This window comes from Neisseria sp. P0021.S006, assembly GCF_051956895.1.
The window spans coordinates 1-17,629 of record NZ_JBQCWZ010000004.1; the positions used below are offsets into that span (position 1 = coordinate 1).

Genomic DNA, 17,629 nt, shown 5'->3' on the forward strand with positions numbered 1-17,629 from the left:
CGTCTTTATACCAAACAAAGCATTCTTTCCAGTTTTCAGACTGCCTTGTTAAAGTAAGCGTGTATTAAATTCTGACGGTTGCCATTATGTTGTTACTCAAAACGCCTTCTGTATTGCCGGGTTTCAAGCTCAGTTTGGGTTTGACGGTTTTATGCCTGTCGCTTTTGGTGGTTTTGCCGTTTGCGATGATGGCGGCCAAAGCAGCAGAAATCGGCTGGAGCGGATTTTGGAACACGATTACCGAACCCAATGTCTTGGCGGCCGTCTGGCTGAGCTTGCGGATGTCGTTTTATGCGATGTTAACCAATATCGTGTTCGGCACGTTGGTCGCCTGGGTATTGGTGCGCTATGAATTTCCGGGCAAAGGGTTGGTAAACGCTTTGGTCGATTTGCCGTTTGCGCTGCCGACAGCGGTAACAGGCATTGCGTTGGCAACCCTGTATGCGCCCAATGGCTGGATAGGCCGTTTTTTCGAGCCTTTGGGTATCAAAATCGCCTTTACGCCCATCGGTATTTGGATTGCGCTGATTGTCGTCAGCCTGCCCTTTATCGTCCGCGCCGTACAACCGGTATTGGAAGAATTGTCGGGCGAGTATGAAGAAGCAGCGGCAACTTTGGGCGCAAGCCGTTGGACTACGTTCCGCCGTGTTCTCTTGCCTGAAATCACACCGGCCTTGTTGACCGGTGCAGGCATGATGTTTGCCCGCTCTACCGGCGAATACGGCTCGGTCATTTTCATCGCGGGCAATATTCCGATGGTGTCTGAAATCCTGCCCTTGATTATTACCGGCAAACTGGAGCAATACGATGCTCAGGGCGCGTCTGCCGTTGCTCTGTTTATGCTGATGATTTCGTTTGTCATCCTGCTGATTTTAAACATTATGCAATGGACTTTGAGCCGCCGTGCCGGAGCGAAGGTTTAACAAACAATAGGCCGTCTGAAACATCAAGCAAACATTTTTTAGACGGCCTAAACGGATACAAGAATAAATAGAGACTTCACTAACATGAAAACCCATTCTACCAATCCAAACCTGAGCGAACCGCGTTGGCTGCGCGTATTGCTGACTGCTACCGCCTTGGGCTTTCTGCTGCTGATGCTGGTCGTGCCTTTGGTTGCCGTATTCTACGAGGCCTTAAAAGGCGGTTGGGATTTATACCTGCAATCCTTGACCGATCCCGAAGCATGGTCTGCCATCAAATTAACCCTGATTACCGCTCTGATTGTTGTTCCTATCAATGCCGTATTGGGTGTGGCGATGGCGTGGCTGTTGACCCGTTTCGACTTTCGCGGCAAGCAGTTGCTGACCACCCTGCTCGATTTGCCGTTTTCCGTATCGCCCGTGGTGGCCGGTTTGATGTTCGTCTTATTGTTCGGCACGCATACGGCATTGGGCGGCTGGCTTGAAGCGCAAGGCATACAGATTATCTTCGCCATCCCCGGCATTATTTTGGCGACGCTGTTCGTTACCTTCCCCTTTGTCGCGCGCGAAATCATTCCTTTAATGCAGGCGCAGGGCGACAGCGAAGAACAGGCCGCGCTAATACTCGGCGCAAGCGGCTGGCAGATGTTTTGGCGCGTTACCCTACCCAACATCAAATGGGCGCTGCTCTACGGCATCATCCTCACCAACGCCCGCGCGATGGGCGAATTCGGCGCGGTCAGCGTGGTATCGGGACACATCCGCGGCGAAACCAACACCATCCCGCTTTTGGTTGAAATCTTCTACAACGAATACAACTTCACCGGCGCATTCGCCCTCTCCGGCGTATTGGCACTTTTAGCCTTGGCCACATTGCTGGTGCAAAACATCATCACAAAATTACAAGACAAAAAACTCGCCGCCGCTGAAAGGAACGCAGCATGAGCATTACTATTCAAAATCTAAACAAACACTTCGGAGCGTTCCACGCGCTGAAAAACATCAACCTCAACGTCCCCACCGGCAAACTCGTTTCCCTGCTCGGCCCATCCGGCTGCGGCAAAACCACGCTCCTGCGCATTATCGCCGGACTGGAAAACGCCGATGGCGGCCAAATTCTCTTTGACGGCCAAGACGTAACCGCCAAGCATGTGCGCGAGCGCAAAGTCGGCTTCGTATTCCAACACTACGCCCTCTTCCGCCACATGAACGTGTTTGACAACGTCGCCTTCGGTTTGACCGTATTGCCCAAGTCCGAACGCCCGTCCAAAGAACAAATCCGCGCCAAAGTCGAAGAATTGCTCAAACTCGTGCAGCTTTCCCAACTCGCCAAATCCTATCCGCACCAGCTCTCCGGCGGCCAACGCCAACGCATCGCCCTCGCCCGCGCCCTCGCCGTCGAACCCAAACTTCTGCTCTTGGACGAACCCTTCGGCGCGCTGGATGCCAAAGTGCGCAAAGAATTGCGCACCTGGCTGCGCGACATCCATCACAACCTAGGCGTAACCAGCATTCTGGTGACGCACGACCAAGAAGAAGCCCTTGAAGTTTCCGACGAAATCGTCGTCATGAACCACGGCAAAATCGAGCAAACCGGCAGTGCCGAAGCCATTTACCGCAAACCTGAAAACGCCTTCGTTACCGAATTTCTCGGCGAAACCGACGCCTTCGAAGGCAGAATCGAAAAAGGCATCTGGCATTACAACGGCTTCGCGTGGAAATTGGACACGCACTACAAATGGCAGGAACAAACCGCTATCGGCTACATCCGTCCGCACGAATGGCAGCTTGCCGCCGAAAACGAAACCCCGATGATCCGCGCCAAAATCGAAAAAATCCACGCCGTCGGCGCATTGACGCATATTGTGGTAAAACACGACAAACAAGACGTGCATATCACGCTGGCAGGCAGCGATGCCGCGCGTTACCAAATCGCCGAAGGCAAAGAATTGAGGCTGATTCCGAAACAGGTTTATGTCTTTTCTCAAAACGAGCTGATTGAATATTCGATTTGAGACTAAAGCATAAGGCCGTCTGAAAATCTGCTTTCAGACGGCCTTTCATCTTATTTAAACCTGCCAATCAATCGGCTCTAAACCATGTGCCTGCAAATAAGCGTTTGCCTGCGAAAAATGTTTGCAGCCAAAAAAGCCGCGATATGCCGATAAAGGCGAAGGGTGCGGCGCGGTCAGCACCAAATGGCGATTGCGGTCGATAAACGCGCCTTTCTTCTGCGCATGGCTGCCCCACAGCATAAAGACTAAATGCTCGCGTTCCTTATCCAATTGTCGGATGACTTCATCGGTAAACGCCTCCCAGCCAAAAGTCGCATGGGAATGCGCTGAACCGGCACGGACAGTCAATACCGTGTTCAACAGCAACACGCCCTGTTCCGCCCAATGCTGCAAATAGCCGTGTTGCGGAATCTGAAAACCCTCAATATCCGTCGCCAACTCTTTATAAATATTGACCAGCGACGGCGGCACCGCAATTTCAGGCTGGACGGAAAACGCCAAACCATGCGCCTGACCCGCACCGTGATACGGGTCTTGCCCTAAAATCACTACCTTTACATTTCCGAATTCAGTCGTCCGAAAGGCATTGAATACATCGCGCTCGGGCGGATAAACGGTTATCCCCGCCTGCCTTTCATGGCGCACCTTCTCCAAAATCGTTTGAAAATACGCCTTTTCTTTTTCCGCACCAATTGCCTCGTGCCAAGTCTGCATTATTTGCCGCTCCGTATTTGAATGGGCTTATTATAAAGGATATGCCGCATAACGATATGGTTTGTTGTCGCCGCAGGACTGAAGATTATCGACAGCAACAAACCTAAAGCGTCATAATAGCGTTCTGACTCAGGCCGTCTGAAAACCCAATACGGCTTTTCAGACGGCCTTTTTATATCGTTCGATTTTTATATGAATACACAAACCATCAAAACCTATCTTGTCGGCGGCGCTGTCCGCGACCATCTTTTAGGCCTGCCCGTCAAAGACCGCGACTGGGTAGTCGTCGGTGCAGATGCGCAAACCATGTTGGCTCAAGGCTATCAACCTGTTGGCAAGGATTTTCCCGTCTTTCTCCACCCGGACAGCCACGAAGAATACGCCCTCGCCCGTACCGAGCGTAAAACTGCCAAAGGCTATGCCGGATTCAGTTTTCATGCCGATAAAGACGTTACGCTGGAACAAGACCTAATGCGCCGCGACCTGACCATCAATTCCATGGCTCAGGATTCAGACGGCACGATCATCGATCCTTTTGGCGGACAACAAGATTTGGCGGCCGGCATCCTGCGCCACGTTTCGCCTGCCTTTGCCGAAGACCCTGTGCGGATTTTGCGTATCGCCCGTTTTGCCGCGCGTTATGGTTTTCAAATTGCCGATGAAACCATGTCGCTGATGCGGCAAATGGTAGAAAACGGCGAAGCGGATGCCTTGGTTGCCGAACGTGTCTGGCAGGAATTGGCCAAAGGCTTGATGGAGAAAAATCCGCGCCGAATGATTGAAGTTTTGCGCGAATGCGGCGCACTCAAAGTTTTACTGCCAGAAGTCGATGCCCTTTTCGGCGTACCGCAACGCGCCGACTATCATCCCGAAATCGACAGCGGTATTCATACGCTGATGGTTGTACAACGAGCCGCCGAGATGAACCTGTCCCTCGCTGAACGCTATGCTGCCTTATTGCACGACTTGGGCAAGGCAAAAACACCGGCCGATATACTGCCGAAACACTACGGACACGACCTTAACGGCGTCGAACCCGTCCGCGAAGTCAATCAACGCCTGCGCGCGCCCAAACACTGCGCCGAGCTTGCCGAACTCGTCTGCCGTTGGCACATCATGCTCCATCAAGTCGGGCAGTTCAAAAGTAAAACTATTTTGAATGTTTTGAAAAAAACCGACGCATTCCGCCGCCCCGAACGTTTTCAGACGGCCTTAAACGTCTGCGTGGCCGACAAACAAGGCCGTCTGAATCTTGAAAACACGCCTTATCCGCAACGTGAACACTGGCTGGCCTTACTTGAGGCCGCCAATCAAGTAGATGCAGGCAAAATTGCCGCCGAGTGCCGCGCACAAGGCAAAGCCCATTTAATTGCCGAACAAATCGATCATGCCCGCTTGGCGCAAATTAGGCCGCTGCAAAAAGCGTATCAGGCTGAAAAAATAGGAGGCTATTGATGGCATCTTCGCGTTATAAAATCGAACGCATGCCCGACGGCATTGCCGTATCTGCTCGTGTTGTACATGACTCGCAGGAAATCGGTTTTACCGCGGTATTTCTTATGTTTTCCTTTGTTCTTACATGCATCGCGCCGTTTTACCTTGAAGAGCACTATTTCACTAATTTAGAAGCCATTCTCATCCCTTTACTTTTTACTTTCTACTTAGTCGGTTCACTTGTTTACGGCCTTCTTTGGCAACTTTTCGGACGTGAAAACATCAAGATCCGTAACCATACGCTGTCTCATGGTTATACCTTGTTTTCCATTGGGCGTTGGCGTAGTTTCCCGTTGTCAGAAATCTCCGAATGGCATTCTCGTGACCATATTCCCCAAGCTCCTGTTGCACAAGGAAGGAAACAGAGGTTGCCAAACGAAAACCTCTACCAAAATGGTATGAAACGAAAAATTCACAATGTCCCCAATATTTTACGTATCCAAAAATGTGTACAAGGTGCATGGTCTTTCGATTATCAGGGAAAAACCATACGTATCGGCGATTTTTTTGATAGCCGCGATTTTCAGGCAGTCAATATTGAATTGAACAGATTTATCCCCACATTCGCCAAAGCCCGTCAACTTAAAGACGCCCTTTGAAACAGCCGACACGATATCCGCTATAATCCGCACCTTAACCATCTTATTTCAACAATAAAATCATGACTATCCAGACCAATTTACTTCACGAAAAAATCAGCAATAAAGATTATCAACGCCTCATTGTCAAACACAGCGAATCTTTCAGCGACGGCGAAATCTGCCTATTGAATGAGATTTTGGAAAAATTTGAATTTGATGTCGTACAGGAACAAGCATTGGCGCAAGCTGTGATGCAGCAGGTGCGCTTCGATCCAAACGACTACCATATCGACAGCGACGATGAAGACACAACCGGCATCTGTCCGCACTGCATCAATCCGCCCATGCCACCCCTGCGCGATTATTTGGTTTGGCGCGAAACACGCGGCTGAAAATTTTCCTAATCGATTTTGATAAGTTATTAACAATTCGCTATCGAATAAGGCCGTCTGAACAGGTGTCATCGTTACATATGTTCAGACGGCCTTTTGTAAATAAATGTTCACAATTAGGATAAATCAGTATAATCTGCGCCATTTGAATTTTCTTCGGAGCTTTTATGAATCAGCTTAAAACGGCGGTAGCCGGTGCGCAGATTTTGTTTGTCGCATTCGGTGCCATGGTGCTTGTGCCGCTTCTGACGGGACTGAACCCGGCTTTGGCATTATTGGGCGCAGGCTTGGGCACTTTGTTGTTCCAATTGGTTACCAAACGTAAAGTGCCGATTTTCCTCGGCTCTTCTTTTGCCTTTATTGCACCGATTATCTACTCCATCGGCGAATGGGGCCTGCCTTCTACCATGTTCGGCCTGTTTGCGGCAGGTTTCATGTACTTTGTCTTTGCCGCGCTAATTAGATGGCGCGGTCTAGATGCGGTACACAAGCTGTTGCCGCCCGTGGTTATCGGTCCGGTGATTATGGTAATCGGTTTGTCCGTGGCCGCTGCAGCCAGCAGCATGGCCATGGGTCAGGCGGATGGAAAACAGGTCATCGACTATATCGACTCGCTGATTCTGTCCGGCTTTACCTTTGCGGTAACCGTCATTGTTTCTGTCTTCGGCAGCAAAATGATGAAGCTGATTCCGATTCTGATCGGCGTGGCTTCAGGCTATGTGTTGGCTTTGATCATGGGCTTGGTCGATACCAGCGCCATCATCAACGCTCCTTGGTTTGCCGTCCCTCATTTTGAAACGCCTCAAGTCAACTGGCAGGCTGCCTTGTTTATGTTGCCCGTTGCCATCGCCCCGGCCATCGAACACATCGGCGGCATTATGGCCATCGGTAATGTAACCGGCAAAAACTACACTAAAGACCCGGGCTTGGACAAAACCCTCGCCGGCGACGGCTTGGGCGTGTGCGTGGCCGGTTTGATCGGCGGCCCGCCTGTGACCACTTACGGTGAAGTGACCGGCGCGGTGATGATTACCAAAAACAGCAACCCCGTTATCATGACTTGGGCGGCAATTTTTGCGATTTTCATGGCATTTTTCGGTAAGTTCAACGCGTTTTTGGCTTCGATTCCTATGCCGGTTATGGGCGGCATTATGTTGCTGCTGTTCGGTACAATCGCCTCTTTGGGCATCAAAACATTGATTGATGCGAAAGTCGATTTGATGCAGCCGAAAAATCTGGTTATCGTCAGTTCCGTATTGACGACAGGTATCGGCGGCATGATTATCAAAGTAGGTACTTTGAGCTTCGCCGGTGTAGGTTTATGCGCCGTATTGGCCATTATCCTGAACTGCGTTTTGCCCAATACAAAATCAGAAGAAGCATAAATAGCTGGCTCATAAACTCAAAGGCCGTCTGAAAATGAGATTTCAGACGGCCTTTTTATTACGCTTTATACAATGAAAAATGCCGGAGACTTAACCATCTCCGGCATTTTTGAATAAGGTGGCGAGCCGAACCCCCGGCACTGGCTCATCAGAGTGGGCTGCTGGCTTCCGCCCCTGACCCGGTGTTCCGAATTACCATGCGGGGAGACCCGCCATAGAAGAAACGCATTATAGCGGTTTTACAGAAAAACTCAAGCGATAAAATCTGTCAGGCCGTCTGAAAATCATTTACATGACAAGATTGTAAACAATATTACCTAGTTGAAAATCATTCCCATTGAAATGTTTATTGTCTTTTCCGTTGAAAAATATCGAAAATTACACTACATTAACACTTTACGCCATCAAGAAGAAATTGCATTTTTCAGACGGCCTTTAATATAAAAACATTACATCCATCAACGGAACACGACCATGACCACGACTACTGCCCCTCAGCGTATTCGAGAAATTCCCTATAACTATACTTCTTATACCGACCGCGAAATCGTCATCCGACTGTTGGGCAACGAAGCGTGGCAAATCCTGCAAGACCTGCGCGGTCAACGCAAAACAGGACGTTCGGCACGAATGCTGTTTGAAGTATTGGGCGATATTTGGGTGGTCGTGCGTAATCCGTATCTGGTCGATGATTTGCTGGAGCATCCGAAACGCCGCGCCGCGCTGGTGCGGGAAATGCGCCACCGCTTAAATGAAATCCGCAAACGCCGCGACGATAATCGGCAAGTGGATGTCTTGGTTGCAGCAGCAGAAAAAGCAGTCGAGCGTTTTGATAGCAGTTTTGATGAAACCAGCCAAAAACGCCATCAAATTTTGGATCGCTTAAGCAAAATTACCAAGCCGCACAATATTATGTTTGACGGATTGGCTCGAGTAACGCACGTTACCGATGCGACTGACTGGCGCGTGGAGTATCCGTTTGTTGTCGTTAATCCTGATACCGAGGCAGAGATCGCGCCTTTGGTGCGCGCTTTAATTGAGTTGGACTTGGTCATTATCCCACGCGGTGGCGGTACCGGCTACACTGGTGGCGCAGTACCTTTAGACGCAAACAGCGCAGTCATCAATACCGAAAAACTCGACAAGCATCGCGGCGTCGAATATGTTGAGCTGGCAGGCTTGGACGGCAGACATCCGATTATCCATTGTGGCGCAGGCGTAGTAACCCGCCGGGTGGAAGAAACCGCGCATCAGGCGGGTTTGGTGTTTGCCGTTGATCCGACTTCCGCCGATGCGTCTTGCGTGGGCGGTAATGTGGCGATGAATGCAGGTGGCAAAAAAGCTGTGCTGTGGGGTACTGCCTTGGACAACCTCGCCTACTGGAACATGATCAACCCTCAAGGCGAATGGTTGCGTATCGAACGCGTTCGCCACAATTTTGGCAAAATCCACGATGAAGAAATCGCCTTGTTTGATGTACATACGTTGGATTCAGACGGCCGCAATATCGTCAATACCAAACGCTTGGAAATCCCCGGCCACAAATTCCGCAAAGTCGGTTTGGGCAAAGACGTTACCGACAAATTCTTGAGCGGTCTGCCCGGCGTGCAGAAAGAAGGCACAGACGGCATCATCACCAGCGTCGCCTTCGTATTGCACAAAATGCCGAAATACACGCGTACTGTATGTATGGAATTTTTCGGTACAGTCGCCACCGCAACGCCTTCCATCGTCGAAATCCGCGATTTCCTGCTTACCCATGAAAGCGTTCGGCTGGCGGGTTTGGAGCATTTAGACTGGCGTTACGTCCGCGCCGTCGGTTATGCCACCAAAGCGGCAGGTAAAGGCCGACCTAAAATGGTCTTGCTGGCAGACGTGGTTTCCGATGACGAAGCCGCCGTACAGGCAGCCGCCGAACACATCTGCAAACTTGCCCGCGCCCGCGACGGCGAAGGCTTTATCGCCATATCTCCAGAAGCGCGCAAAACCTTCTGGCTTGACCGCAGCCGCACCGCCGCCATCGCCAAACATACCAACGCCTTTAAAATCAACGAAGACGTAGTGATTCCGCTGGAGCGGCTCGGTGAGTATTCAGACGGCATCGAGCGCATCAACATTGAGCTTTCCATTCAAAACAAACTCAAACTCTGTGCCGCCTTAGAGCAATATCTGTCCGGCAAACTCCCCATCGACAAAATGGGAACAGACCTGCCAACCGCCGAACTATTGGGCGAACGCGGCAAACACGCCCTAGCCCACGTTTCCGCTGTCAAAGCGCGTTGGGAATGGCTGCTTGCTAACTTAGACGCGCCGCTTGCCGACTATAAAGCACGCTATGGCGCAGCCGTCCACGCTGCGCCCGAAGCCAAAAACAATGAAAGCTGCTTTATTGCCTTCCGCGATTTCCGCCTGCGCGTGTCTGTCAAAGCGGACGTAATGAAGCCGCTTTCTGAAATCTTCAGCGGCAAAACAGATACCAAAATTATCCAAGGCTTGGGCAAAATCCACGCCAAAACCGTACGCAGCCGCGTCTTCGTCGCCCTGCATATGCACGCCGGCGACGGTAACGTTCACACCAATATTCCGGTTAACTCAGACGATGCCGAAATGCTTCAGACGGCCTACCGTTCTGTGGAACGCATCATGAAAATCGCCCGTTCGCTCGGCGGCGTAATTTCCGGCGAACACGGCATCGGCATTACCAAGCTCGAATTCCTGACAGATGAAGATTTGCAACCGTTTTGGAATTACAAAAACCAAGTCGATCCCAAACACACCTTCAACCGTCACAAACTGATGAAAGGCTCGGACCTGCGCAACGCCTATACGCCGTCTTTCGAGCTTTTGGGTGCGGAATCGCTGATTATGGAAAAATCAGACCTCGGCACCATCGCCGATTCCGTCAAAGACTGCCTGCGCTGCGGCAAATGCAAACCTGTTTGCTCTACTCATGTTCCGCGTGCCAACCTACTGTATAGCCCCCGCAACAAAATCCTCGGTGTGGGCTTACTGACCGAAGCCTTCTTATACGAAGAACAAACCCGTCGCGGCGTTTCCGTCAAGCATTTTGAAGAACTGATGGACATCGGCGACCACTGCACCGTGTGCCACCGCTGCGTTAAGCCCTGCCCTGTCAACATCGACTTTGGCGACGTTACCGTAGCCGTCCGCAACTACCTTGCCGATTCCGGCCACAAACGCTTTGCGCCTGCAGCTTCAATGGGTATGGCATTTTTGAACGCCACAGGCCCGAAAACCATTAAAGCCCTTCGCGCCGCCATGATACAGACCGGCTTCCCAGCGCAAAACTTTGCCTACAAAATCGGCAAGCTTCTTCCGATTGGCACTAAAAAGCAAAAAGCCGAACCGAAAGCCACCGTCGGTACCGCCTCAATCAAAGAACAGGTTATCCACTTCATCAACCGTCCTTTGCCGAAAAGCGTGCCTGCTAAAACTCCACGCTCCATGCTGGGTATAGAAGACGACAAGAGTATTCCTATCATCCGCAATCCGGCTTCTCCGGAAGATGCCGAAGCCGTGTTCTACTTCCCCGGCTGCGGCTCTGAGCGCCTGTTCAGCCAAATCGGACTAGCCGTTCAAGCCATGCTCTGGCATGTCGGCGTACAAACCGTCCTGCCGCCGGGCTATATGTGTTGCGGCTATCCGCAAGACGCAGGCGGAAATAAGGCTAAAGCCGAAGAAATGAGCACCAACAACCGCGTGGCTTTCCACCGTATGGCGAACACCCTCAACTACCTCGACATTAAAACCGTCGTCGTCAGTTGCGGTACCTGCTACGACCAACTGGAAAAATACCGTTTTGAAGAAATCTTCCCAGGCTGCCGTATCATCGACATCCATGAATATCTGCTTGAAAAAGGTGTGCAGCTAAACGGCGTACAAGGTCAGCAATACCTCTACCACGACCCTTGCCATACCCCGATCAAAACCATGAATGCCACCCAAATGGCCAGCAGCCTGATGGGACAGAAAGTCGTCTTAAGCGACCGCTGCTGCGGCGAGTCCGGTATGTTTGCCGTCAAACGACCCGACATTGCCACTCAGGTCAAGTTCCGCAAACAAGAGGAAATTGAGAAAAACCTCAAAGAGCTGCCTCAGGGCGAACCCGTCAAAATGCTTACCTCCTGCCCAGCCTGCCTGCAAGGCCTGAGCCGCTACGCCGACGACAACAATATGCCTGCCGACTACATTGTCATCGAAATGGCGAAACACATCCTCGGCGAAAACTGGCTGGATGAGTTTGTAAAAAAAGCCAATAACGGCGGTGTAGAAAAAGTATTGCTCTAAGGACTTAGACAAAAACTTTTGGATGTAATAAAGGCCGTCTGAAAATCTTTCAGACGGCCTTTTTATTCAAAAGAATCAAAATACAATAATCAAATCAAATGCCTTTACAAATAGCGATGCTACACCAGCAGTATTCAATAAAAAATAAAACTTGAGGCTTTTATCCCCCAGGTTTTATTTTCAAGTCTTATGCTTTTTCTTGCTGACGTTTTCTTTCTGCCATCATCTCATGCAATGTTTGCTTGGCAGGTTTCATCGGAACATGGTTATTGGTCCAGCTTAACTGCTTGCTTGGCGTCAATGCACGGAATTTGGTAGCAGCCCAGCCGAATGCTCGATAAGCCTTACTGCCGCTGAAAATGCCGTTAAACGTACGCCACGCCATTTGCTCGCCGAAGGTATGCGATGCGCCTTGACCACGGATAGGATGAGGAACGGTTTCTGTTGGCGAACGTTGCGCTTCAACACGCAGACGTTGCATTTGTTCGGTAATCGGAATGCGTACCGGACAAACCTCAACACAGGCGCCACACATGGTACATGCAGTCGGCAGATCGCGTGTCGCATCCAAGCCTAACAAATGCGGAGAGATAATCTCGCCAATCGGGCCGGGATAAGTCGTACCGTAGGCCGCGCCACCGATACGGGTATAAACCGGACAGTGGTTCATACACGCACCGCAACGGATACATTGCAAGGTACGGCGCATTTGATCTTCTGCATACGCTTGACTACGGCCGTTATCAAGCAGTACCAAGTGCATTTCTTGAGGGCCGTCCAGCTCTTCGCTACGGCGAGGACCGGTAATCATATTAAAATAAGTGGTAATGTTCTGACCGATGGCGGAGCGTGGCAGCAGGCTGTACAAAGGCGGAACATCCGACAGCTTCGCAACCACTTTTTCAATACCGGTAATGGCGATGTGCACAGGCGGTACAGTGGTACTCAAGCGGCCGTTGCCTTCATTTTCGACCAGACACAAAGTGCCCGTTTCAGCAACGGCAAAGTTCACACCGCTCAAACCGACATCGGCAGTGCTGTAAATATCGCGCAATGCTTTACGCGCAAATCCAGTCAACTGGTCTACATCATCTGTTAATGGAGTGCCGAGGTTTTGATGGAAAAGCTCGCTAACCTGCTCTTTGGTTTTATGAATGGCAGGCATCACGATATGGGTTGGTTTCTCGCCGGCCATTTGAACGATAAACTCGCCCAAGTCGCTCTCAATCGCTTTGATGCCTTGATCTTGCAGATAATGGTTCAGCTCAATCTCTTCGCTGACCATAGATTTGCCTTTCACCATCAGCTTACCGTTTTTATCGGTAATGATGTTGTGAATGATTTGGCAGGCTTCGGCAGGTGTTTCTGCCCAGTGGACTTTAACGCCCAACTTGGTCAGGTTTTCTTCCAGCTGTTCCAATAATGCAGGCAATTTGGACAACGAACGTTGACGGACATGCTCACACAAGTCACGCAGGCTTTGCAGCTCTTCTTCATCTGTCAAAACGGCTTTGCGCTTGGTCATCAGCATGTCCATCGCTGTGCGCAAGCTTTTACGCAAAGGTTTGTCTTGCAAAGAAATCGCGGCGTTTTGCTTGAACGTTTCCGGCTTCATATGGAATTTAATGGTTTGGGAACTCATGCTTTTTCCTCCAAATCGGCAGGGGAAATGTGATCAGGCAGAACGGCCAAAACCACCAAATCGCGCGGGCCGTGTGCACCATAGGCCAAAGTCAATTGAATATCAGCAGTCTTAGACGGGCCGGAAATCAAAATAACGTTGGTAGGCATGCCTTTTTCTACCAGTTTTTCGCCTTCAACAGCATTATGTAATTCGTTGTACATTTTGCTGGTGTCAAACAAGCAGAAATGCACAGGCGGAACCAAACTCAGGCTGCGTGGCTCGACAGGACTGGACTCCAGCATAATCGTACCGGTACGGGCAATACCGCATTTAGAGCCGCTAAAACCAGCCTCAATATCGGTAAAGAATTCGTTTTTCCAGTCGTCGATTTTTCGCTCAAAACCACGCGGTTCAATATCGGTATCGGCCAAAGCTGCACGGGCCAGCTGACCATGTTCTGTTTCCAATGGAAGCAGAATGTTTTTCAAGCCCTTGCCTTCGGCGGCTTGACGGAATACTTGCGGCCAGTTGGATTTGGTAACCCAATAGATTTCAGTTTTGACGGCACGCATGGCAGCCGCCCAATGTTTCAAGCGTTCGACATCGTTTGCCCAAGAAACACCCATTTCACGGTAATAATCGAAAACCGGCGGTTCTTCCATCGGCAAGGCATCGGCTTTTTTCAATTTCGCTAAAATATTTTCGCGCGCGCTCATGCTTTACCTCCGGTGCGTTCCAACAGGAAAGATGCAATATGTTTCGGACGTGGCATATTGGGTTCGTCTTTAGCGATTTTGCCGCCAATATTCATCATGCAACCGCAGTCCGCGCTGATGATTTCAGTTGCGCCGGTTTCTTTCAGCGCGGCAACTTTGTCGGTTACCATCGCTCCGGAAATATCGGCTTGTTTCACAGAGAATGTACCGCCAAAACCGCAGCACTCGCTTTCATGGTCGTGAACGATACGTTCAACATTTTCCATGCCGTCGATCAACTGCCAGCCTGACAAATGTACATTCATCTCGCGACGCGCCGCGCAGGAAGTATGAACAGCCACTTTAACCGGCTCGCCTTTATCTTCAGGTTTGTAACCAATCGCCAGCAGGAAGTGGGTAAATTCAATGATACGATTGGCGCAATCAATGGCTTTTTGCTCGTACTCGGTACCTTTGAACAAAGTCGGCCAGTGGTGTTTCATCATGCCGCCGCAAGAACCGGAAGGCACGACAATCGGCCAATTTTCAGGGAATAAATCCAGTTGCGCTTTGGCAACATCAAAGGCTTCTTTAGGATGGCCTGACGAATAGGCCGGTTGACCGCAGCAGCTTTGCTCCATTGGATAATGGACACGGATACCCTGTTGTTCGATTAAAGTAATGGCATCCATGCCTGCTTCAGGCATGAAAAGGTCGAGAACGCAAGTACCGAAGAAATAAGCATCGGTTGGCTTGCTGTCGAATACAGTGATTTGTGGTGGTTTGATTGCGCTCATTTTTTAGAACGGGACAACCCGTTTTCTTGTGTAAAAATAAGATGGATACTTTAAGTAATTGCTTGTAATGGGTCAAGTCTAATTTTAAAAAATAATATTAAAAAAGCATGACAAACCAGACAAACACCTTTTCCTTATTAACTTGATAATCTACATAATAACCACTATCAATAAGAAAACTGATGGATTCATTTTTTAATGAATGAAGCTCGTACATTCTCTCTATTTAAAACACAATAACTGCCTCTTTATAGAATCTTGATTTACATCAGAAGTCATGAACTTAATCTCTATGACTCATTTTTAAACAAAATAAGCGACCCATTATGCTGTACATATGTTTCAGACGGCCATATCTGAATAAAAAGATGTCTAAGATAATAAAAATAAAAGTTTTTCTCACAAGACTCAGGTCGTCTGAAAGATAAGTTCGTCAAAAGGCCGCTTTCCATATGCTCAACCTTACTTTTAATCAAAATCAAACACTTGAAAAATCATCCTTCTTAACCTTGAAAACTCTATGCACACTCAAGCACTTCCAGTATCATTGAGACAGTCTCTTGACGCAAAATTACAGTCTTAGCCGCCCACAATCGGCATGGATTTGTAAAAGAAGTGAAACCAAGCTTCAAAACAATTTCACCTTAATTTCAGAGTAGGCATTATGTTGACCCAGACTCAACAGGTTGATTTGACCTTGCATCACCTTAAAGAACGCACCCTATCGATTTATACCCCCGAACAGCGTGCAAGCATCGAGACATCTGAAGACTGGAAACAGTTTGACAGACGACTTGAGGAACACTTCCCAAAACTGATGCATGAGCTGGACAACGTATACAACAACAACGAAGCCGTCCTCCCTATGCTGGAGCAACTGATTGCCCAAGCATGGCAAAGCTATTCCCAACGCAACGCATCTTTAAAAGATATTGATATCGCGCGAGAAAACGATCCTGACTGGATTTTGTCCAACAAACAGGTTGGCGGCGTGTGCTACGTCGATTTGTTCGCAGGCGATCTGCAAGGGTTGAAAGCCAAAATCCCTTATTTCCAAGAATTGGGCCTGACCTATCTACACCTGATGCCCCTGTTTAAATGCCCTGAAGGCAAAAGCGACGGCGGCTATGCGGTCAGCAGCTACCGCGATGTCAATCCAGCACTGGGTACAATAGACGACTTGCGCGATGTCATTGCCGCCTTGCACGAAGCAGGCATTTCCGCCGTTGTCGATTTCATCTTCAACCACACTTCCAACGAACACGAATGGGCAAAACGCTGCGCTGCCGGCGATCCACTCTACGACAACTTCTACTATATTTTCCCTGACCGCTGGATGCCCGACCAATACGACCGCACCCTGCGTGAAATCTTCCCTGACCAACATCCGGGCGGCTTCTCCCAACTGGAAGACGGACGCTGGGTATGGACGACGTTCAACTCCTTCCAATGGGACTTAAATTACAGCAACCCGTGGGTATTCCGTGCCATGGCAGGCGAAATGATGTTCCTTGCCAACTTGGGCGTTGATATTCTGCGCATGGATGCCGTTGCCTTTATTTGGAAGCAAATGGGCACAAGCTGCGAAAACCTGCCTCAGGCACACGCCCTGATTCGCGCGTTTAACTCTGTAATGCGTATCGCAGCGCCAGCCGTGTTCTTCAAATCCGAAGCCATCGTCCACCCTGACCAAGTTGTCCAATACATCAGCCAAGACGAATGTCAAATCGGCTACAACCCTCTGCAAATGGCATTGTTGTGGAACACCCTCGCCACGCGCGAAGTCAACCTGCTCCATCAGGCACTGACCTACCGCCACAACCTGCCCGACCACACTGCATGGGTCAACTACGTCCGCAGCCATGACGACATCGGCTGGACCTTTGCGGATGAGGACGCATGGCAGTTCGGCATCCACGGCTACGACCACCGACAATTCCTCAACCGCTTCTTCGTCAACCATTTTGACGGCAGCTTCGCGCGCGGTGTACCGTTCCAATACAACCCCAACACTGGCGACTGCCGTGTCAGCGGTACAGCCGCAGCATTGGTTGGTTTGGCTCAAAATGACCCGTATGCCGTTGACCGCATCAAACTTTTGTACAGCATCGCTCTGAGTACCGGCGGTCTGCCGCTGATTTACTTGGGTGACGAAGTGGGTACGCTCAACGATGACGACTGGTCGCAAGACAGCAATAAGAGCGACGACAGCCGCTGGGCACACCGTCCTCGTTATAATGAAGAGTTGTACAACCAACGCCATGACAGCTCGACCACTGCCGGTCAAATCTTCCAAGGTTTGCGCCATATGATTGCCATTCGCCAAAGCAATCCGCGCTTTGACGGCGGCAAGTTGGTTACCTTCAATACCAACAACAAACACATCATCGGCTATATGCGCAACAACGCACTATTGGCATTCGGCAACTTCAGCGAACATCCGCAAACCATCAGTGCGCATACGCTGCAAGCCATGCCGTTTAAAGCACACGATTTGATCAGCGGTCAAACCGTTTCCCTGAATCAGGATTTGGTACTGCAACCCTATCAAGTCATGTGGCTTGAAATTGCATAAGCCGAAATTTTGATACACCACTCAAGGCCGTCTGAACAAATCAGCGTTCAGACGGCCTTTTAAGAAACTAAGATGTATTTTGTATTTTGGGCAGTTTCGCTTAGAATGCATGCTTTAATACCAGAT

The 17,629-nt window shown here is 49.9% G+C and carries 13 protein-coding genes and 1 other RNA gene; 9 read left to right on the forward strand and 5 right to left on the reverse strand.

The genetic code is table 11. The features are described from left to right. Nucleotides 1–86: 86 nt before the first annotated feature. From cysT to ACTHUM_RS01610, 3 genes are all read left to right on the forward strand, one after another. Complete coding sequence (gene cysT, locus ACTHUM_RS01600) at nucleotides 87–923, forward strand: sulfate ABC transporter permease subunit CysT (protein WP_003683475.1); 837 nt, start codon at nucleotides 87–89, stop codon at nucleotides 921–923. Between the two features lie 84 nt (nucleotides 924–1,007). Then, nucleotides 1,008–1,868 (forward strand): sulfate ABC transporter permease subunit CysW, encoded by an 861-nt coding sequence (cysW, locus tag ACTHUM_RS01605; protein ID WP_049336112.1) that lies wholly within the window; start codon nucleotides 1,008–1,010, stop codon nucleotides 1,866–1,868. After that, a complete protein-coding gene (locus tag ACTHUM_RS01610) occupies nucleotides 1,865–2,938 on the forward strand; it encodes a sulfate/molybdate ABC transporter ATP-binding protein (protein ID WP_049336114.1) in 1,074 nt (357 codons plus the stop codon). Before cysW ends, ACTHUM_RS01610 begins: the two co-directional genes overlap by 4 nt. Nucleotides 2,939–2,992: 54 nt before the next feature. Here the strand turns inward: ACTHUM_RS01610 and ung are convergent, their stop codons facing one another. Next, nucleotides 2,993–3,652, reverse strand: coding sequence for a uracil-DNA glycosylase (gene ung / locus ACTHUM_RS01615; protein ID WP_049336116.1), 660 nt, complete (start codon nucleotides 3,650–3,652; stop codon nucleotides 2,993–2,995). A gap of 192 nt (nucleotides 3,653–3,844) precedes the next feature. Between ung and ACTHUM_RS01620 the strand changes: the two genes are divergently transcribed. The 4 genes from ACTHUM_RS01620 to ACTHUM_RS01635 all read left to right on the forward strand — a co-directional run bounded on the left by ACTHUM_RS01620 (nucleotide 3,845) and on the right by ACTHUM_RS01635 (nucleotide 7,504). Continuing rightward, nucleotides 3,845–5,107, forward strand: a complete 1,263-nt coding sequence (locus ACTHUM_RS01620; protein WP_004520587.1) for a multifunctional CCA addition/repair protein — start codon at nucleotides 3,845–3,847, stop codon at nucleotides 5,105–5,107. Beyond that, entirely contained in the window at nucleotides 5,107–5,745 is a 639-nt protein-coding gene (locus ACTHUM_RS01625) for a hypothetical protein (protein WP_004520588.1), read from the forward strand. Before ACTHUM_RS01620 ends, ACTHUM_RS01625 begins: the two co-directional genes overlap by 1 nt. A gap of 62 nt (nucleotides 5,746–5,807) precedes the next feature. Further along, nucleotides 5,808–6,119, forward strand: coding sequence for a hypothetical protein (locus ACTHUM_RS01630; RefSeq protein ID WP_004520589.1), 312 nt, complete (start codon nucleotides 5,808–5,810; stop codon nucleotides 6,117–6,119). A 167-nt stretch (nucleotides 6,120–6,286) separates the two neighbouring features. Further along, on the forward strand, nucleotides 6,287–7,504 hold the full coding sequence (locus tag ACTHUM_RS01635; protein WP_003679234.1) for a uracil-xanthine permease family protein: 1,218 nt from the start codon (nucleotides 6,287–6,289) through the stop codon (nucleotides 7,502–7,504). 117 nt (nucleotides 7,505–7,621) lie between these two features. On the opposite strand, the gene ffs is transcribed toward ACTHUM_RS01635, so the two are convergent. After that, nucleotides 7,622–7,718: signal recognition particle sRNA small type (gene ffs, locus ACTHUM_RS01640), an RNA gene on the reverse strand. A gap of 260 nt (nucleotides 7,719–7,978) precedes the next feature. On the opposite strand from ffs, the gene ACTHUM_RS01645 reads away from it, so the two are divergent. Next, nucleotides 7,979–11,812, forward strand: a complete 3,834-nt coding sequence (locus ACTHUM_RS01645) for a DUF3683 domain-containing protein (protein WP_049336118.1) — start codon at nucleotides 7,979–7,981, stop codon at nucleotides 11,810–11,812. 187 nt (nucleotides 11,813–11,999) lie between these two features. Here the strand turns inward: ACTHUM_RS01645 and ACTHUM_RS01650 are convergent, their stop codons facing one another. Genes ACTHUM_RS01650 through ACTHUM_RS01660 form a run of 3 tightly spaced genes read right to left on the reverse strand, consistent with a single transcriptional unit; the run spans nucleotide 12,000 to nucleotide 14,928 of the window. Next, a complete protein-coding gene (locus ACTHUM_RS01650; protein WP_049344815.1) occupies nucleotides 12,000–13,454 on the reverse strand; it encodes a LutB/LldF family L-lactate oxidation iron-sulfur protein in 1,455 nt (484 codons plus the stop codon). After that, on the reverse strand, nucleotides 13,451–14,152 hold the full coding sequence (locus ACTHUM_RS01655; protein WP_049344814.1) for a LutC/YkgG family protein: 702 nt from the start codon (nucleotides 14,150–14,152) through the stop codon (nucleotides 13,451–13,453). Before ACTHUM_RS01655 ends, ACTHUM_RS01650 begins: the two co-directional genes overlap by 4 nt. Then, nucleotides 14,149–14,928, reverse strand: a complete 780-nt coding sequence (locus tag ACTHUM_RS01660) for a (Fe-S)-binding protein (protein WP_049344813.1) — start codon at nucleotides 14,926–14,928, stop codon at nucleotides 14,149–14,151. Before ACTHUM_RS01660 ends, ACTHUM_RS01655 begins: the two co-directional genes overlap by 4 nt. 664 nt (nucleotides 14,929–15,592) lie before the next feature. Between ACTHUM_RS01660 and ACTHUM_RS01665 the strand changes: the two genes are divergently transcribed. After that, nucleotides 15,593–17,503: an alpha-amylase family protein gene (locus ACTHUM_RS01665; protein ID WP_440361166.1), complete on the forward strand. Its 1,911-nt coding sequence runs from the start codon at nucleotides 15,593–15,595 to the stop codon at nucleotides 17,501–17,503. Nucleotides 17,504–17,629: the final 126 nt, after the last annotated feature.